The sequence below is a fragment of the Pandoraea fibrosis genome (assembly GCF_000807775.2).
Classification (GTDB): Bacteria; Pseudomonadota; Gammaproteobacteria; order Burkholderiales; family Burkholderiaceae; genus Pandoraea; species Pandoraea fibrosis.
On record NZ_CP047385.1, the window covers coordinates 5,256,029 to 5,272,685 of the forward strand.

Annotated in this window: 14 protein-coding genes; 10 read left to right on the forward strand and 4 right to left on the reverse strand. The window is 63.5% G+C overall.

All coding sequences use genetic code 11. The annotated features are described in order from the left end of the window. Nucleotides 1–136 precede the first annotated feature (136 nt). Nucleotides 137–850 (reverse strand): M24 family metallopeptidase, encoded by a 714-nt coding sequence (locus PI93_RS23200; protein ID WP_052240857.1) that lies wholly within the window; start codon nucleotides 848–850, stop codon nucleotides 137–139. 214 nt (nucleotides 851–1,064) lie between these two features. Here PI93_RS23200 and PI93_RS23205 point away from each other — a divergent pair, with 214 nt between their 5' ends. From PI93_RS23205 to PI93_RS23245, 9 genes are all read left to right on the forward strand, one after another. Then, nucleotides 1,065–2,033, forward strand: coding sequence for a GlxA family transcriptional regulator (locus PI93_RS23205; RefSeq protein WP_039373134.1), 969 nt, complete (start codon nucleotides 1,065–1,067; stop codon nucleotides 2,031–2,033). A gap of 157 nt (nucleotides 2,034–2,190) precedes the next feature. Further along, the gene (gene paaA / locus PI93_RS23210; RefSeq protein ID WP_039373136.1) at nucleotides 2,191–3,207 is read left to right on the forward strand and encodes a 1,2-phenylacetyl-CoA epoxidase subunit PaaA; all 1,017 of its coding nucleotides are present in this window, start codon (nucleotides 2,191–2,193) and stop codon (nucleotides 3,205–3,207) included. 41 nt (nucleotides 3,208–3,248) lie between these two features. Further along, nucleotides 3,249–3,545 carry a 1,2-phenylacetyl-CoA epoxidase subunit PaaB gene (paaB, locus tag PI93_RS23215; protein WP_039373139.1) on the forward strand — a complete coding sequence of 99 codons (297 nt, stop codon included), beginning with the start codon at nucleotides 3,249–3,251 and terminating at the stop codon, nucleotides 3,543–3,545. A gap of 68 nt (nucleotides 3,546–3,613) precedes the next feature. Beyond that, complete coding sequence (paaC, locus tag PI93_RS23220; protein ID WP_039373142.1) at nucleotides 3,614–4,417, forward strand: 1,2-phenylacetyl-CoA epoxidase subunit PaaC; 804 nt, start codon at nucleotides 3,614–3,616, stop codon at nucleotides 4,415–4,417. A gap of 44 nt (nucleotides 4,418–4,461) precedes the next feature. Beyond that, on the forward strand, nucleotides 4,462–5,037 hold the full coding sequence (gene paaD, locus PI93_RS23225; RefSeq protein ID WP_052240860.1) for a 1,2-phenylacetyl-CoA epoxidase subunit PaaD: 576 nt from the start codon (nucleotides 4,462–4,464) through the stop codon (nucleotides 5,035–5,037). A gap of 85 nt (nucleotides 5,038–5,122) precedes the next feature. Then, nucleotides 5,123–6,211, forward strand: a complete 1,089-nt coding sequence (paaE, locus tag PI93_RS23230) for a 1,2-phenylacetyl-CoA epoxidase subunit PaaE (RefSeq protein ID WP_039373144.1) — start codon at nucleotides 5,123–5,125, stop codon at nucleotides 6,209–6,211. 240 nt (nucleotides 6,212–6,451) lie between these two features. After that, nucleotides 6,452–7,240: a DUF1835 domain-containing protein gene (locus PI93_RS23235; protein WP_039373146.1), complete on the forward strand. Its 789-nt coding sequence runs from the start codon at nucleotides 6,452–6,454 to the stop codon at nucleotides 7,238–7,240. A gap of 9 nt (nucleotides 7,241–7,249) precedes the next feature. Then, nucleotides 7,250–7,906: a TetR/AcrR family transcriptional regulator gene (locus PI93_RS23240; protein ID WP_039373149.1), complete on the forward strand. Its 657-nt coding sequence runs from the start codon at nucleotides 7,250–7,252 to the stop codon at nucleotides 7,904–7,906. A 239-nt stretch (nucleotides 7,907–8,145) separates the two neighbouring features. Further along, on the forward strand, nucleotides 8,146–8,802 hold the full coding sequence (locus PI93_RS23245) for a GNAT family N-acetyltransferase (protein WP_039373151.1): 657 nt from the start codon (nucleotides 8,146–8,148) through the stop codon (nucleotides 8,800–8,802). Between the two features lie 87 nt (nucleotides 8,803–8,889). Here PI93_RS23245 and PI93_RS23250 read toward each other — a convergent pair whose 3' ends face one another. After that, the gene (locus tag PI93_RS23250) at nucleotides 8,890–9,378 is read right to left on the reverse strand and encodes an Lrp/AsnC family transcriptional regulator (RefSeq protein WP_039373152.1); all 489 of its coding nucleotides are present in this window, start codon (nucleotides 9,376–9,378) and stop codon (nucleotides 8,890–8,892) included. 215 nt (nucleotides 9,379–9,593) lie between these two features. After that, complete coding sequence (locus PI93_RS23255; RefSeq protein WP_039373154.1) at nucleotides 9,594–9,809, reverse strand: hypothetical protein; 216 nt, start codon at nucleotides 9,807–9,809, stop codon at nucleotides 9,594–9,596. A gap of 595 nt (nucleotides 9,810–10,404) precedes the next feature. Between PI93_RS23255 and PI93_RS23260 the strand changes: the two genes are divergently transcribed. Next, entirely contained in the window at nucleotides 10,405–13,971 is a 3,567-nt protein-coding gene (locus PI93_RS23260) for an indolepyruvate ferredoxin oxidoreductase family protein (protein ID WP_039373155.1), read from the forward strand. Nucleotides 13,972–14,102: 131 nt separating this feature from the next. On the opposite strand, the gene PI93_RS23265 is transcribed toward PI93_RS23260, so the two are convergent. Next, the gene (locus PI93_RS23265; RefSeq protein WP_039373157.1) at nucleotides 14,103–16,382 is read right to left on the reverse strand and encodes an NADP-dependent malic enzyme; all 2,280 of its coding nucleotides are present in this window, start codon (nucleotides 16,380–16,382) and stop codon (nucleotides 14,103–14,105) included. Nucleotides 16,383–16,657: the final 275 nt, after the last annotated feature.

The following is a 16,657-nucleotide window of genomic DNA, read 5'->3' on the forward strand; positions in this document are numbered from 1 at the left end:
GGCACCTGATTTGCAAATGAGAATTGTTCTCAGTATAGCAAACAAGTTTCCCGGGACGACATGCCGCTCATACCGCGGCCGCTACGCGTGGCGCGTATGCGACAACGGTGTGAAATGTGCGAATTGAACTGCCGAATCAGTAGTACGAATCCTCGAGCAGCATGTCTTCGAAGAACGCCCCGAAGCGCTGCTGCGGATCGCGCAGGTGGATTTCCAGAATCCATCGCATGGCCGAGGGCGTCGTTTCGAAGTCCGCGAGCGAGCCGGTGTGGATCGCCGCATGCGGGAAGTCCGACACCCGGTGCCCCGGCAGATCGAAATTCAGCGTCCAGCCCATGCGTCTGGCGACCTCGTCGGCATAGGCGTATAGCGCCTGACCGGTCGCCCCTTCGCGCTGCCACTTGGCGCGCACGTCATGGAAGAGCGCCTCGGCGTCGCGGGCGCAGCGAGCGTATTCGGCGTGCTCGCCGACCACGAAACTCGCGCCGCCGTCCCCTTCCCACGCCTCGAAGCGCGGGGCGATGTCGATGAAGAACAGATCGTTTTCCCCCAACACGACGCCCGGCTCGGACGCCTGACGCATCGGCTTGAGCGTGTTCTTACCGAAGCGCACACGCGTGGGATGCCAACTCAGCGCCAGCCCTGCGGCCACGAGCACGCCTTTGGCCATGGCTACGGCGTCTTCCTCAACCATGCCCGGGCGCACTCGGGCGGCAATATCGCGGATGGCCGCGCGGGTCTTGTGACGCGCCATGAGCATGCCGTCGACGGAAAACGCCGGGCCGACGCGCTCGACCAACGAGGCCTCGTCCGGGAAACGAACGGCAGATGAAGTCGCTTGATTGGGCATGGATAACCTCTCGGTGGGGAAGGGAAACATCGCGACAGCCCTTGCCGTCGCCAACACCACCGATTTTCGGAGCGGCGCGCAATCGCATCCCCCGCCGCGCGCGGCCCGATCGCGCCAACCCGCGGCATCTTCGGGCCAACGTGCGGCCGACAACGTCCCAAGGCGCCGCTTTCTGCCAAAATGCGGCGCATCACTGCCAGCGTTCCTCCCTCTCATGATCCGTCACGTCGCCTTGCTGGTTTTTCCCGGTGTGCAATCGCTCGACGTGAGCGGGCCACTGGATGTCTTCGCGGAAGCCAATCGTTTCCTTTTGCCCGGCGACCACTATCAGACGGAGGTCGTCGGCACGCAGCACGGCGCCATCACCTGCTCGAACGGCATGGCACTCATGCCGCGCCGCCACTATCAGGACGTGGGTGGCCATCTCGATCTGCTGCTGGTGGCCGGTGGCCCGTCGCTGCTCACCGACGCTCTGGGTCCTAACGTCTATCGGTGGCTGCACGACATGGTGCCGCGGGCGCGTCGCTACGGATCCATCTGCAACGGTGCGCTGGTGCTCGCGGCGGCCGGATTGCTCGACGGCAAGCGCGTCACCACGCACTGGAACGACGTGGATGTGCTCGCCGAACGCGCGCCCGGGGCATACATCGAGGCGGATCGGCTGTTTGTGCAGGACGAAAACCTCTATACCTCGGCGGGAGTCACGGCCGGAATCGACCTGTCATTGCACCTGCTCGCGCAGGATCACGGGCAGGAGGTGGCACTCAATGTCGCGAAGCGTCTGGTCGTCTTCACGCAGCGCTCGGGCGGACAGTCACAGTTCAGCCCATACCTGACGCCTTACGTCGAACCGAACTCGCCGGTCGCTCAAGTGCAGCAATACGTGCTGGAGCATCTGGCCGATCCGCTCTCGGTGGGCGATCTGGCAGCGGTGGCGAAGATGAGCGTGCGCAACTTCTCTCGGGTCTTCGCGCGCGACGCCGGCGTCACGCCCGCCGATTTCGTAAGCGCCGCCCGCGTCGATGCTGCCCGGGTGATGCTGGAGAACGGTAACGCGCCGCTCAAGACCGTGGCCTGGCAATGCGGTTTCGGTGATCCGCACAATATGCGCAAGGTCTTCCAGCGACGCTTCGGCGTGTCGCCACAGCAGTACCGCGAGCACTTCGGGCAGCCGCAGCGCTAACCGCCCGGCACGCCGGGAGACTCCCCCTCCCCCGGCGCTCGCTCCCCCATTACCCTCGCAATCACCTTCGCCATATCATGGAAAACATTTATTGACCGACCGGCCGGTCGGTTTATAATGCGTTCCATATCCCCACATGCCGCGGAGGCCTTCCTCTATGTATACGCAAGCCATCGATCTGGCCGGCAACAGCCCCAAGGGCCCGGGCGCTGTTCTCGCCCTGAGTGAGGCGGAGCAGGCGCAACAAGCCCGCTTCGACGCACGCGTCGCCGCCGATCAGAAGATTGAGCCGCAGGACTACATGCCCGCCGAGTATCGCAAGACGCTCGTGCGCCAGATCTCGCAGCACGCGCACTCCGAAGTCGTCGGCATGCTGCCGGAAGGCAACTGGATCTCGCGTGCCCCGAGCCTCAAGCGCAAAGCGATTCTGCTCGCCAAGGTGCAGGACGAAGCCGGTCACGGCCTCTATCTGTATTCGGCGGCCGAGACGCTCGGCACGTCGCGCGACCAGATGATCGACGCGTTGCACTCCGGCAAGGCCAAGTACTCCAGCATCTTCAATTACCCGACGCTCACGTGGGCCGATGTCGGCGTGATCGGCTGGCTCGTCGATGGCGCCGCCATCATGAATCAGGTGCCGCTGTGCCGCTGCTCTTACGGTCCTTACGCCCGCGCCATGATTCGCGTGTGCAAGGAGGAGTCGTTCCACCAGCGTCAGGGCTTCGACGCCCTGCTCGCGATGATGAGCGGCACGCAAGCCCAGCGCGACATGGTGCAGGAAGCCGTGAACCGCTGGTGGTGGCCGGTGCTGATGATGTTCGGCCCGAGCGACAAGGAGTCGATCCACAGCACGCAGACCATGAAGTGGGGCATCAAGCGCATCTCGAACGACGACCTGCGTCAGAAGTTCGTCGACGCCGCCGTCGAACAGGCCAAGGTACTCGGCGTGACCTTCCCCGACCCGGATCTGAAGTGGAACGAAGCCCGTAAGGCGCACGACTACGGCGAGATCGACTGGAGCGAATTCTGGCGCGTGGTCGGCGGCGACGGCCCGTGCAACAAGGAACGTGTCGGCACGCGTGTCGCCGCCCACGAGAAAGGCGCCTGGGTGCGCGACGCCGCACTGGCGCACGCCGCCAAGCAGCGCCAGCGCGCCGAGAAGCAGGCCGCCTGAGCCGCCTGCGACCCGCCCCTCACAAGACATCAGGAACGATCATGACGCAAGCAAGCAACAAGGAATGGCCCCTCTGGGAAGTGTTCGTGCGCAGCAAGATGGGCCTCGAGCACAAGCACAGCGGTAGTCTGCACGCCGCCGACGCCGACATGGCGCTGCGCATGGCGCGCGACGTCTACACGCGCCGCCAGGAAGGCGTGAGCATCTGGGTCGTGCCGTCGGTCGCCATCACGGCATCGGCACCGGAAGACAAGGCCGAGCTGTTCGATCCGGCCGCCGACAAGATCTACCGCCATCCGACCTTCTACCAGTTGCCGGAAGAAGTGAACCACATGTAAGCGGCGGTGCGCCGGTGCGAATCCACGCGATTCATACGAACGGCGCGCCCCATGCGAGACCCCAGAACATGAAACCGACGCAGGAACACCTGTCCTATCTGCTGCGCCTCGCCGACAACGCGCTGATCCTCGGTCAGCGTAATGCGGAATGGTGTGGTCACGGCCCCGTGCTGGAAGAAGACATCGCGCTCACCAACCTGAGCCTCGATCTCATCGGCCAGGCGCGCATGCTGTATCAGCACGCCGCCAAGCTCGAAACCGATCTCACCGGCATCACCAAGCAGGAAGACGACTACGCCTTCTGGCGCGACGAATTCGCGTTCCGCAACTGGACGCTCGTCGAGCTGCCCCACTACGGCCCGACGGCCGGTACGTCCGCGGCAGAACGCGACTACGCCGTGACGATTGTGCGCAACTTCCTCTACTCGGCCCTGATGGTCGAGGTGTGGCAGGCCCTCGCAGAGTCGGCCGACACCGAGCTCGCCGCCATCGCGGCCAAGTCGGTCAAAGAAGCGCATTACCACCTGCATCACGCGCGCGACTGGCTCGTGCGCTTCGGCGACGGTACCGAGGAATCGCACCGCCGCGCGCAGGCCGCGCTCGACTATCTGGTGCCGTACATGAACGAGATCTTCAAGCGCGACACGCTCGAAGACACCGTGGCCGCCGCCGGTACGGGCGTCACGATGGCCGACCTGAAGGACGCCTGGCAAGCCACGGTGAGCGACGCGCTCGCCGAAGCCACGCTCACCGCACCGGTCGGCGGCGCGTTCGAGAGCACGGGCAAATTCGGTCATCACTCCGAGCACATGAGCTATCTGCTCGGCGAAATGCAGGGACTGGCACGCCAGCATCCCGGCGCGACCTGGTAAGCCCGGCGATGCCTTCGTTTGCCGCCCTGGACACCGATCCGACCATGAATCTTCCGCTCACACCGCCGGTCGCGCCCGACGTGCTCACGCCGGCCTCGGAGGCGTCATTGCCGCTCGCGTGGCAGACGCTCGAAGCGGTGCCCGATCCCGAGATTCCGGTCGTATCGATCCGGGAGCTCGGCATTCTGCGCGACGTGCGCGTCGTCGCGAACGACCGCGGGGAAGCGGCATTCGAGATCGTGATTACGCCGACGTACTCGGGCTGCCCGGCGATGCAGCAGATCGCCGAGGACATCGCGGCGGCCATGACGCGCGCAGGCCTCGGCCCGTGGCACGTCAAGACGGTGCTCGCCCCCGCGTGGACGACGGACTGGATCAGCCCGCAAGCCCGCGAGAAGCTGCGCAGCTACGGCATTGCGCCCCCCACCGGCGCGCATGCCGTGGCCGCCGATGCCCCGCGCAAGATCACGTTCTACGGACGTCCGAAGGACGGTGTGCCGTGCCCGCATTGCGGCTCGGCCGACACCGAAGTCGTATCGGCCTTCGGCTCGACCGCCTGCAAAGCGCATTACCGTTGCCGCACGTGCCGTGAGCCGTTCGACTACTTCAAGCCCTATTGATTGATCCGACTGATCCCGCTTCGCGCGTAGCGATGCCGACACTCTGCCCGTCGGCACCCGCACCCGGGCGGCAAGGAAGCCCACGATGACGACCCCGCAATTCCACTCGCTGACCATCCGCGAAATCCGGCCCGAAACCGCCGACGCCATCTCCATCGCCTTTACGGTGCCGGACACGTTGCGCGACGCCTATCGTTTCACGCAAGGCCAGTTCCTCACGCTCAAGACCGAGATCGACGGCGAAGAAGCCCGTCGTTCCTACTCGATCTGCGTCGGGGTGCCCGAGTACGAAGCCACGGGCGAACTGCGCGTCGGCATCAAGCGCGTGCCGGGCGGCAAGTTCTCGAACTTCGCGAACGACCAGTTGAAGCCGGGACAGCAGATCGACGTGATGACGCCGGATGGCCGCTTTTTCACGCGTCTTGCCGCGGATAACGCCAAGCACTACGTCGGCTTCGCCGGCGGTTCGGGCATCACGCCGATGCTCGCGCTCATCAAGACCACGCTGGCCGCCGAGCCGGACAGCCAGTTCACACTGGTCTACGGCAACCGTTCGGTGCCCGCGATCATGTTCGCCGAAGCGCTCGAAGACCTGAAGAACACCTATCTGGGCCGCCTGCGCCTGTATCACGTGCTGTCGGACGAAGCGCAGGAAGTCGAGCTGTTCAACGGCCTGCTCGATCAGGACAAGTGCACGGCCTTCCTCGAGACGCTGATTCCGGCGTCGAGCATCGACGAAGCTTTCATCTGCGGCCCGGGCCCGATGATGGACGCCGCCGAAGCTGCGCTCGCCGCCGCGGGCGTTGCCAAGGAAAAGATTCACGTCGAGCGGTTCGGTGTGCCGAGCGCGCCGGCGGCGGTCAAACCGGTCGTCATCACGGACGACACGCCAATGGCCGAACTGGTCGTAGTGATGGACGGCAAGGAGCGTCGTCTGCGCCAGCCGTATGAGGGCCAGAGCATTCTGGATACGGGGCTGGCCGCGGGCCTGTCGCTGCCGTATGCCTGCAAGGGTGGCGTGTGCTGCACTTGCCGCGCGAAGGTGCTCGAGGGCGAAGTGGCCATGGAAAAGAACTACACGCTGGAAGATTACGAAGTCGAGCAGGGTTTCGTGCTGACCTGTCAGGCGCGCCCGCTCACCGAGCGTGTGGTGGTGAGCTACGACGAGCGTTGAGGGCTTGCGCCGGATTTGCGCGCCGCAGTCTACGCGACATGCGCGCTAATCCGGCAAGCCATCGCGGGGCGGTGGCGGTCACGTCGCATCGCGTCGAGATGTCGAACGCCTGTTTGCCACGCCGTGCGAACCCTACGTCAACGCGGCCGGAACATGCGTGAAATCCTGCCAATGCGTCGATTATTTCGGGCATTACGGGAGCGTCAACCCGAGGGTGCGGGAATACCGTAAACTACCGGGATGAATACCATCCATGTCGTTTGTGGCGATATCGCCGCACAGCAGTTGCGTGCGGCGATGGCGCAAGCGCGTCGCGCCGACCCCGTGCTTGTCCTGCGCGATGATCTGGCCATTGGCCCGTTGCGCGAAATCGACGAGAACGAGCGGCAGCGGGCCGCCTTCTGGCAACGCGTGGTGCCGTCGGCCGGTCGCGACTACGCAGGCGAGCTACGCGAGGAACTGGCATCGCTGCAACGTCTGGTCGAAGGCGAGAGCGCCGTGGTCTGCTGGCATGGCGACAGCGCGTCGGATCAGTTGACGCTGCGGCGCGTGGCATTCATGTTGCGCAACACCCCTGCCCGGCTGAACGAAATCGTGCTGCGCAGCGGCGATCTGGCAACGCCCGGCGCGCCGCAAGCCGCAGAGCGACGTACCAGCGTCGGCATGTATGCGCCGGAAGTACTGGCCGAGCGCTTCGCTCGGATCGCCCCGATTTCGCTATTGCGGATTGGCCGCCTGTCGCTGGAATGGCGGGCGCTCAAACAAGTGAACACACAGGTGCGCCGCTGGGTGCACAACACCTTCGAAGGGGCGACGTTCGCCGAGATCGACGACCAGATTCTGAACCGGGCCCCCGTTGACTGGACGCCGATGGCCACGTTTCTCGGGGAGATGATGTCCCGCGTCGAAGGTTTTTTTGCGACTGACAGTTTTCTGTTGTGGCGCTGCCGCGAACTCGGTGCGGCAGGCCGGCTCGCGTTGCGCGGCGACACCACGGCGCCCGCCGCGTGCGATCTACGACTGGAGTAACCCCCGTTTATGGCACGTACCAAAGCGCCCGATCACGAATCGCAGCGCGAACAGATTCTCGACGTCGCCGCCGAGGCCTTCGCCCGCGCGAGCTATCCGAGCACGTCGATGTCCGAGCTGGCCGCCGCGTGCGGCACCTCGAAAGCCCGGCTGTATCACTACTACGCGAGCAAGGACGCCATCCTGTTCGATCTGCTCGAGCGCTATACCAAGCGCCTGATGCTGATCGTCACCGAGGTCGAGGCACTGGGCCAACGCCGCGGGCTGTCCGAGCGCGACACATTCCACGAACTGATCCGCGCGTTTCTCGATGAGTACGAGACGTCGCAGACACGTCACATCGCGCTGCTCAACGACGTGAAGTTCCTGAACGACGAACAACGCGAGATCGTGCTCAATCGCCAGCGCGACGTGGTAGCCGCCTTTGCCCGCCAACTCTCGCGTGCGTTCCCCGACCGGGTGGCCAAGCACAACCAGACGGCCCTCACGATGATGCTGTTCGGCATGATCAACTGGACCTTCACCTGGCTCAAACCCGGCGGCCGCATGCGGTATCGCGACTTCGCCAATGAAGTGATCGCCGTGCTCGAACATGGCCTCGTCGCCCCGCTGCCAGGCGGTATCGAAGCCGCCATTCCGGCCGCGGCAACGCCCACGCGCGCCTGAAGTCAGTCATCACTCACATGAAAAAGGGCGATTTGTCGCCCTTTTTTGTTGCCTCGCAACAACTCCCAGGGGGACCTCGTTGAGGGTTACATCCAGAAAAGACGCCGCGCTTCAGCAACTTAGACACTTCCCTCCACGACAGTCATTTATTTCCTAGGGTTTTTACCTACTCGTTCAGGTATAATTCTTTTGCGTCGCACAATTCAGTACACGCACTATGAATACCTAAGGATTTCGCCATGACTGCCCCGAACCACACGCCCGACGTCGCCCACGCGACGGTTGCCGCCAACGAGCGGTCGAGCGTGATGATTCGTGAGCTGACCTCCGGCGACATCCACCGACTCCAGCGCCACTTCCTGGCGCTCGGCGAAGAAGACCGCCTGCTGCGCTTCGGCCAGGCCGTCACCGACGACGTGATCACCCGTTACGTTGCCAGCCTCGACTTCTCGCGTGACAGCGTGTTTGGGGTCTACGACGACAATCTCGCGCTCGTCGCCGTGGCGCACGTTGCCCAACTGCCGGAAGGCAAGAACGGCCGTGTCGCGGAATTCGGCGTCTCGGTGCTTGAATCGGCACGCGGCCGTGGCATTGGCTCCCGTCTGTTCGAGCGCGCCGCCATCCATTGCCGCAACAAGCGCGTCGACACCCTGTATATGCACTGCCTCTCGCGCAACGCCCGCATGATGCGTATTGCGAAGAAGGCTGGCATGGAGATCAACTTCGCTTACGGCGAAGCCGACGCCTATCTGAGCCTGCCCCCGGCCGACACGCAGTCGATGCTCTCGGAAATGATGCAGGATCAGGTTGCCGCCTTCGATTACGCGGTCAAGCGTCAGCTTCGCAACGCCCGCCGTTTGTTCGGCGCGCTCCTGCCGAATCAGCGCGCAGCCTGACCCGGACGTCAGTCATCCCGCGCAAAAGAAAACCCGGTCGATTGGCCGGGTTTTTTTGTCTTCGTCACAATGACGACGTGAGTCGATTCACGGTAACGGAAGCGCCGTCGTTTCCTTGAGTTGATCGAGCACGAAACTCGTTTTGACGTCGACGACGCTCGGATGCACGATCAGTTGCGTCTGCATGAATCGCGAGAAGTGCGCCATGTCGCGGACATGCACGCGCAACAGATAGTCCATGTCGCCCGCCATCGCGTAGCAGCCGACCACCTCCGTCCAGGTATCGACCACGCTGCGAAAGTGCTCGATGACCGAGCCGCCCTCCCCGTCGCCGGGATGCCGCTTGTCGAGCCGAACGTTCACGTAGGCAAGCAGACCGAGACCGAGTCGCGTTGGCTCCAGCAGCGCAACGTAGCCGCGAATGACGCCGGCTTCTTCAAGGCGTCGGATGCGTCGCAGACAGGGACTCGGCGACAGTCGGACCTGCTCGGCGATTTCAAGATTGGACAGCCGGCCATTGCTCTGCAGCAAGGCGAGGATCCGGCGATCGATCTTGTCCAGTTCCAGTTTTGACATCTCTCTCCCCATTATTGGTATATATGCGCAACATTATTGCGCATTATTTTCATTTTCAGGAAGATATCGCCCGAATTCGACGGTTACGACAGATTACAGCGAGATGCTCGGGAACCCAGGGACAAAGAAAAAGCGCCAACCTTGTCGAGGCGGCGCCTTGGTGAGCCGGAACGTGTCGCCGTCAGGGCAACGCGCTCAGCGGGGATGAGGCCGCATTAGCGGCGCTGGAATTCTCGCGGATCGATCGTGCGCTGGTCGAGCGGGCCTTCGTAACGCTGCGGCTGTTGCGTGGTTCGCTGCTGCGTCTGCGTAATGGGGGTAGGTTCGGCCGTCTTGTCGCGCGCCATTTCATCGGCGCGAGCGACGCTCACTTCCAGGGTCAGGAACGAAGCGGAAACCAGCAGGAATTTGGCGATGTTTCGTTGATTCACAGTGACTCCTTTCTTGCGTATCGCTTTATTGCTACACGCACAAACTGTGCGCTAAGTACGTACCCAACGTGTCGGGTAAGGCATTAGTTGCCATTCTGCCCGGTCTGTTCCCGGTCGCCCCGAATCGTTACACGTTGTTACCCGTGTGTCAGAAGGCACCGACAAACGGACGGTTGCCGACATAATCGCGACACAATGCCGTCATTTTGAGGCGAAATCCGAAAGCAGCAGTGCGTCTCGGTGACGCACCTATGGGTAATGTGAGGGGGGCAGCACGAAAACGTCAGACAAGGGTTTACGCCATCCATCTTACGTTTACGTAAACGTCATAATCCTCGTTATACTGCCCCCGATCGGCACCTATGAAGCGGCACCGTTACCGTCAGGCAACGCCCTGACACCGGTGCTAACATAAGTCCGACTGGCAACAGCATCACGATAAAAGGCCCGCTCGATGGATGACCTCATGCAAGTGAGCACCCGGGAAAGCAATAAACAAAGGCCGGCATTCACCGCTGCCGTCCTGCTTCACGAGAGCGGGAGGGGCAAGAAGTTTTGGCGATCCCAAAATCAGTGAGAGTGAGGAGCACACCCCATGAACGCCCCCGTCAATCCGAGCTTGTTGGCCGCCCTAGAATCGGTCACGCTCGACGACAAATACACGCTTGAGCGCGGTCGCGCGTACATGAGCGGCATCCAGGCTTTGGTCCGGCTACCGATGTTGCAACAGGCGCGCGACGCTGCCGCCGGCCTCAACACCGCGGGTTACATATCCGGCTATCGCGGCTCGCCGCTAGGCGGCCTGGATCTGTCGCTGTGGAAAGCCAAACAGCACCTCGCCAGCCATCACATCGTCTTCCAGCCCGGCCTGAACGAAGACCTCGCCGCCACCGCCGTGTGGGGTTCGCAGCAGGTCAATCTATACCCCGCCAAGTTCGATGGCGTGTTCTCCATGTGGTACGGCAAGGGCCCCGGCGTCGACCGCTCGATGGACGTGCTCAAGCACGGCAACTCGGCCGGCTCGTCCAAGCATGGCGGCGTGCTGGTGCTCGCCGGCGACGACCACGCAGCCAAGTCCTCCACGCTCGCGCATCAGTCCGAACACGTCTTCAAGGCAGCCGGCATTCCCGTGCTGTATCCGTCGAACGTTCAGGAATATCTCGACTACGGCTTGCATGGCTGGGCGATGAGCCGTTACTCCGGCCTCTGGGTCGCGATGAAGTGCGTGACGGACGTGGTCGAATCGTCGGCCTCGGTGATGATCGATCCGCACAACGTGGACATCCGCCTGCCGGACGACTTCATCATGCCGCCCGACGGCCTGAACATCCGCTGGCCCGATCCGCCGCTGGTGCAGGAAGCGCGGATGATCGACCACAAATGGTACGCCGCCCTCGCCTACGTGCGTGCCAACAAGCTCGACCGCGTGACGATCGACTCGCCCAATGCGCGCTTCGGCATCATGACCGGCGGCAAGGCGTATCTCGACGTCTGTCAGGCGCTCGCCGATCTGGGACTGGACGAAGCGACCTGCCAGCGCATTGGCATCCGACTGTACAAGGTGGGCTGTGTGTGGCCGCTCGAAGCGCAGAGTGCGCGCGCGTTCGCACAGGGGTTGCAGGAAATTCTCGTGGTCGAGGAGAAGCGTCAGATCCTCGAATATCAGATCAAGGAAGAGCTGTACAACTGGCGTGACGACGTGCGTCCGCGCGTGTACGGAAAGTTCGACGAGAAGGACGGCGCCGGTGGCGAATGGTCCGTGCCGATGGCCAACTGGCTGCTGCCGGCGCACTACGAACTCTCGCCCGCCCTCATTGCCAAGGCCATCGCCACGCGTCTCGAGAAGTTCGAGCTGCCAAGCGACGTGCGCGAGCGCATCGCCGCGCGCCTGCGGGTGATCGAAGCGAAGGAGCAAGCGCTCGCCAAGCCGCGCGTTGCGGCCGAACGCAAGCCATGGTTCTGCTCGGGCTGTCCGCACAACACGTCGACCAATGTGCCCGAAGGCTCGCGCGCGATCGCCGGCATCGGTTGCCACTACATGACCGTGTGGATGGACCGCAAGACCGATACCTTCTCGCAGATGGGCGGTGAAGGCGTGCCCTGGATCGGACAGGCGCCGTTCTCGTGCGACGAACACATCTTCGCCAACCTGGGCGACGGGACCTACTTCCATTCGGGGCTGCTCGCGATTCGTGCGGCGATCTCGTCGAAGGTGAACATCACCTACAAGATTCTTTACAACGATGCGGTCGCCATGACCGGCGGCCAGCCCGTGGACGGCACGCTCACCGTGCCGCAGATCGTGGCGCAGGTCGATGCCGAAGGCGCGGCAAAGATCGTCATCGTGACGGATGAACCCGAGAAATACGACGGCGTGAAGCTCGTCGGCGACATTCCCGTCTATCACCGCAGCGAACTGGATCGCGTGCAGCGCGAACTCCGGCTGGTCAAGGGCACCTCGATTCTGATTTATGACCAGACCTGCGCCACCGAGAAGCGCCGCCGCCGCAAACGCGGGGCGTATCCCGATCCGGCCAAGCGCGTGGTCATCAACGAAGCGGTCTGCGAGGGTTGCGGCGATTGCTCCGTGAAGTCGAACTGTCTGTCGGTCGAGCCGCTCGAGACGGAATTTGGCACGAAGCGTCAGATCAACCAGTCGACCTGCAACAAGGACTATTCCTGCCTGAACGGTTTCTGCCCGAGCTTCGTGACGGTCGAAGGCGGTCAACTGCGCAAGCCCAAGACGGCGCAGGTCGACAGCAGCGGTCTGCCGCCGCTGCCCGAACCGGCGCTGCCGGCGATCACGCGTCCGTATGGCATTCTCGTGACGGGCGTGGGCGGTACGGGCGTCGTCACGATCGGCGGCTTGCTCGGCATGGCCGCACATCTGGAGAACAAGGGCGTCACAACGCTCGACGTGACCGGTCTCGCGCAGAAGGGCGGCGCGGTGACGAGCCACGTGCAGATCGCACTGCAACCGGAAGACATTCACGCCACGCGCATCGCCATGGGCGACGCGCGCGTGGTGATCGGTTGCGACGCCATCACCACGGCGAGCGACGACACGCTCTCGCGCGTACAGCATGGCGTGACGAACATCGTGGTCAACAGCGCACACACGCCCACGGCCGAGTTCATCCGCAATCCGAACTGGCGCTTCCCCGGCTCAAGCACGGAGAACGATATCCGCGCCGCAGCGGGCGAGAGCGTCGATTTCGTCGATGCCAATCACCTCTCGCTGCGTCTGCTGGGCGACACGATCTACACCAACCCGTTCGTGCTGGGCTACGCCTGGCAAAAGGGCTGGGTGCCGCTCTCTTACGCGGCTCTCACACGCGCCATCGAACTGAACGGCGTCGCCATCGAGAAGAACAAGCAGGCGTTCGAATGGGGCCGTCGCGCAGCACACGATCTGGCGTCTGTGCGTCGATTGGCACAGCAGAACGAAGCGCCGGAGTCGTCCGCAGCGGGCGGCAAGCTGATCACGTTGCACTCGCCGCACGCGCTCGACACGCTGATCCAGCGTCGCTACGACCAACTCGTGGCGTATCAGGATCGCGCCTACGCGGAGCGCTTCAAGCAAACGGTGGATCGTGTGCGCGCCGCCGAAACGGCGCTCGCCAGCGGCGCCATGCAGATGCCGCTGACCGAAGCCGTCGCCCGTGCGCTGTACAAGCTCATGGCGTACAAGGACGAATACGAAGTAGCGCGTCTGTACACCGATCCGGCGTTCATGAAGAAGCTGAACGAGCAGTTCGAAGGCGACTTCACACTGCGCTTCCATCTCGCGCCGCCGTCGCTGGCCAAACACGACGACAAGGGGCATCTGGTCAAGAAGGCCTACGGCGCGTGGATGATGAAGGCGTTCGGTGTGCTGGCGAAGTTCAAGGGCCTGCGCGGCGGTGCGTTCGATATCTTCGGCCGCACGCAAGAGCGTCGCACGGAGCGGGCGCTGATCGGCGAGTATGAAGCGCTGGTAAGCGAACTGATCTCGCGTCTGAACGAACACAATGTGTCGCTGGCCGTGCAACTGGCCGAACTGCCGCAGGAAATTCGCGGCTACGGGCATGTCAAGGAGCAGAACCTCGCTGCCACGCGCATCAAGTGGACGAAGCTGCTCGCGCAATTGCGCGATGGCGGTTCGCATCGCGCGGCGGCCTGATCGTCCAGGGCGTCGTTTCAACAAAAATCCCGCCAGCGCGCGAGCGTCTGGCGGGATTTTTTTATGCGCTCTCGCGCGCTCGGCAGACACGACCGCCAGCGATTATCGCGGCGGCCAGTCCATCCCGATCATCAACGGCTGACGTTGGCGGCTGCCACGGCCGTCATGTTGATGATACGGCGCACGGTCGCCGCCGGCGTCAGGATGTGAACCGGCTTGGCGCAGCCCAGCAGGAACGGGCCGACCGTCACGCCTTCGCCGCCCGTCATCTTGAGCAGGTTGTACGTGATGTTCGCCGCTTCCACATTCGGCATGACGAGCAGGTTCGCCTCGCCCGACAGACGCGATGCCGGATACGCTGCGCGACGAATCGTCTCCGACAACGCCGCGTCGCCGTGCATTTCACCGTCGACTTCCAGCGCCGGCGCACGTGCGGCGAGCAGTTCGCAGGCGCGGGCCATGCGTTGGGCCGATGCCGACTTCACGCTGCCGAAGTTCGAGTTCGAGAGTAGCGCCACCTTCGGGGCGATGCCAAAGCGCTCGATTTCCTTCGCGGCCAGCACCGTCATCTCGGCGAGTTGCTCCGACGTCGGCACCTCGTTGACGTAGGTGTCGCTGATGAACAGGTTGCGGTTCTCCAGCATCAGCAGGTTCATCGCGGCGTAGTTCTCGACACCCGCGGCGCGGCCCAGCACCTGATCGACCACATCCAGATGGCGGTGGTACGTGTCGATCATGCCGCAGACCATGCCGTCGGCTTCGCCCAGACGCACGAGGATCGCGCCGATCAGCGTGTTGTCCTTGCGCATGGCGGCCTTGGCGACTTCCGGCGTCACACCGTGACGCGCACCGAGGTTGTGATACTCCTGCCAGCAGCGTTGATAACGCGTGTCGTCTTCCGGATTCACGATCTCGAAATCGACGCCCGGCTTGAGCTTCGAGCCGATTTTCTGCAGACGCATTTCCACCACGGCCGGACGGCCGATGATGATCGGCTTGGCGATGCGCTCGGCCAGCACGAACTGGGCGGCACGCAGCACGCGTTCGTCCTCGCCTTCGGCGAACACGATACGGGCAGCGTCGTTGCCAAAGCGCGCACGGGCAGCGGCGAACACCGGACGCATGATGAAGCCGGTGCGATACACGGTCGTGCCGAGTTGTTCGCGATAGGCGTCCATGTCCTTGATCGGACGCGTGGCCACCCCCGAGTCCATGGCTGCCTGCGCCACGGCCGGAGCGATCTTGATGATCAGCCGCGGATCGAACGGCTTCGGAATGATGTATTCCGGACCGAACTCGAGCGACTGGCCTTCATAGGCGCGCGCGACTTCTTCGCTTTGCTCTTCTTCCTGCGCCAGCTCGGCGATGGCACGCACGGTAGCGAGCTTCATCTCTTCCGTAATGGTGGTCGCGCCGACGTCGAGCGCGCCACGGAAGATGAACGGGAAGCACAGCACGTTGTTGACCTGGTTCGGGTAGTCCGAACGGCCGGTCGCAACGATGCAATCCGGACGCGCAGCCTTCGCGATTTCCGGACGAATTTCCGGCTCCGGGTTGGCGAGCGCCAGAATCAGCGGCTTCGGGCCCATGGTCTTGACCATTTCGGCCGTGAGCACACCGGCGGTCGAGCAACCGAGGAACACGTCGGCGCCGTTGCTCGCGTCGGCCAGCGTGCGGGCTTCGGTCGCCACGGCGTAGCGCGCCTTGCTCTCGTCGAGCTTGTCGCGGCCGGTGTGAATCACGCCCTTCGAGTCGAGAACGAGAATGTTCTCTTTCTTCAGGCCGAGGTTCACCAGCAGATCCAGACAGGCGATGGCGGCAGCGCCGGCGCCCGAGCAGACCAGCTTCACTTTGGCGATGTCCTTGCCGACGACCTTCAGGCCGTTGAGGATGGCGGCCGAAGCGATGATGGCGGTGCCGTGCTGATCGTCATGGAAGACGGGGATCTTCATGCGCTCGCGCAGCTTCTTCTCGATGTAGAAGCACTCCGGCGCCTTGATGTCTTCGAGGTTGATGCCGCCGAGCGTCGGCTCGAGCATGGCAATGGCTTCGACGAGCTTGTCCGGGTCATGCTCGGCGAGTTCGATGTCGAACACGTCGATACCGGCGAACTTCTTGAACAGGCAACCCTTGCCTTCCATCACCGGCTTGGCGGCGAGCGGGCCGATGTTGCCCAGACCGAGCACGGCAGTACCGTTGGTAATCACACCGACGAGGTTGCTGCGCGACGTGTAACGATTGGCTGCCAGCGGATCTTCGGCGATCGCTTCGCAGGCGTAGGCGACACCCGGGGAGTAGGCCAGCGACAGATCGATCTGGTTCGACAGCGGCTTGGTCGGCGTCACCGAGATTTTGCCCGGACGCGGATTCTCGTGGTACGCCAGGGCGCTTTGTTTCAGTTGTTCATCCATATCTCGATACCTAAGGACAGGGCGACGGCCGGCCCCTGCCGCATGCGGGCAGCGTCTGGGTTCAGCCGTCTTTTAACGGATCACGGCGGGGAAGCGCCAACCGGAGGGATTCGACGATTGTGTCGTCGACGGTCGTCTTCTCTGCGCGGCAGTGTGATGACCGCCGCCTCCCCGATCCGGCATGCCGCGCTTGCGCGCGCCGGATCGCTGGACTGACGGTGCGCCGGAGGCACCGCAGGACGCAAAGTGTACACCTTGCGCCGAAAGCGGGATGC

Bases quoted from the DNA above. Each gene is read 5' to 3' on its own strand.
- PI93_RS23260 (WP_039373155.1), top strand. From the start codon at position 10,405: ATGAACGCCCCCGTCAATCCGAGCTTGTTGGCCGCCCTAGAATCGGTC.
- paaE (WP_039373144.1), top strand. From the start codon at position 5,123: ATGACGACCCCGCAATTCCACTCGCTGACCATCCGCGAAATCCGGCCC.
- paaC (WP_039373142.1), top strand. From the start codon at position 3,614: ATGAAACCGACGCAGGAACACCTGTCCTATCTGCTGCGCCTCGCCGAC.
- paaD (WP_052240860.1), top strand. From the start codon at position 4,462: ATGAATCTTCCGCTCACACCGCCGGTCGCGCCCGACGTGCTCACGCCG.
- paaA (WP_039373136.1), top strand. From the start codon at position 2,191: ATGTATACGCAAGCCATCGATCTGGCCGGCAACAGCCCCAAGGGCCCG.
- PI93_RS23265 (WP_039373157.1), bottom strand. From the start codon at position 16,382: ATGGATGAACAACTGAAACAAAGCGCCCTGGCGTACCACGAGAATCCG.
- PI93_RS23200 (WP_052240857.1), bottom strand. From the start codon at position 850: ATGCCCAATCAAGCGACTTCATCTGCCGTTCGTTTCCCGGACGAGGCC.
- PI93_RS23240 (WP_039373149.1), top strand. From the start codon at position 7,250: ATGGCACGTACCAAAGCGCCCGATCACGAATCGCAGCGCGAACAGATT.
- paaB (WP_039373139.1), top strand. From the start codon at position 3,249: ATGACGCAAGCAAGCAACAAGGAATGGCCCCTCTGGGAAGTGTTCGTG.
- PI93_RS23245 (WP_039373151.1), top strand. From the start codon at position 8,146: ATGACTGCCCCGAACCACACGCCCGACGTCGCCCACGCGACGGTTGCC.
- PI93_RS23235 (WP_039373146.1), top strand. From the start codon at position 6,452: ATGAATACCATCCATGTCGTTTGTGGCGATATCGCCGCACAGCAGTTG.
- PI93_RS23250 (WP_039373152.1), bottom strand. From the start codon at position 9,378: ATGTCAAAACTGGAACTGGACAAGATCGATCGCCGGATCCTCGCCTTG.
- PI93_RS23205 (WP_039373134.1), top strand. From the start codon at position 1,065: ATGATCCGTCACGTCGCCTTGCTGGTTTTTCCCGGTGTGCAATCGCTC.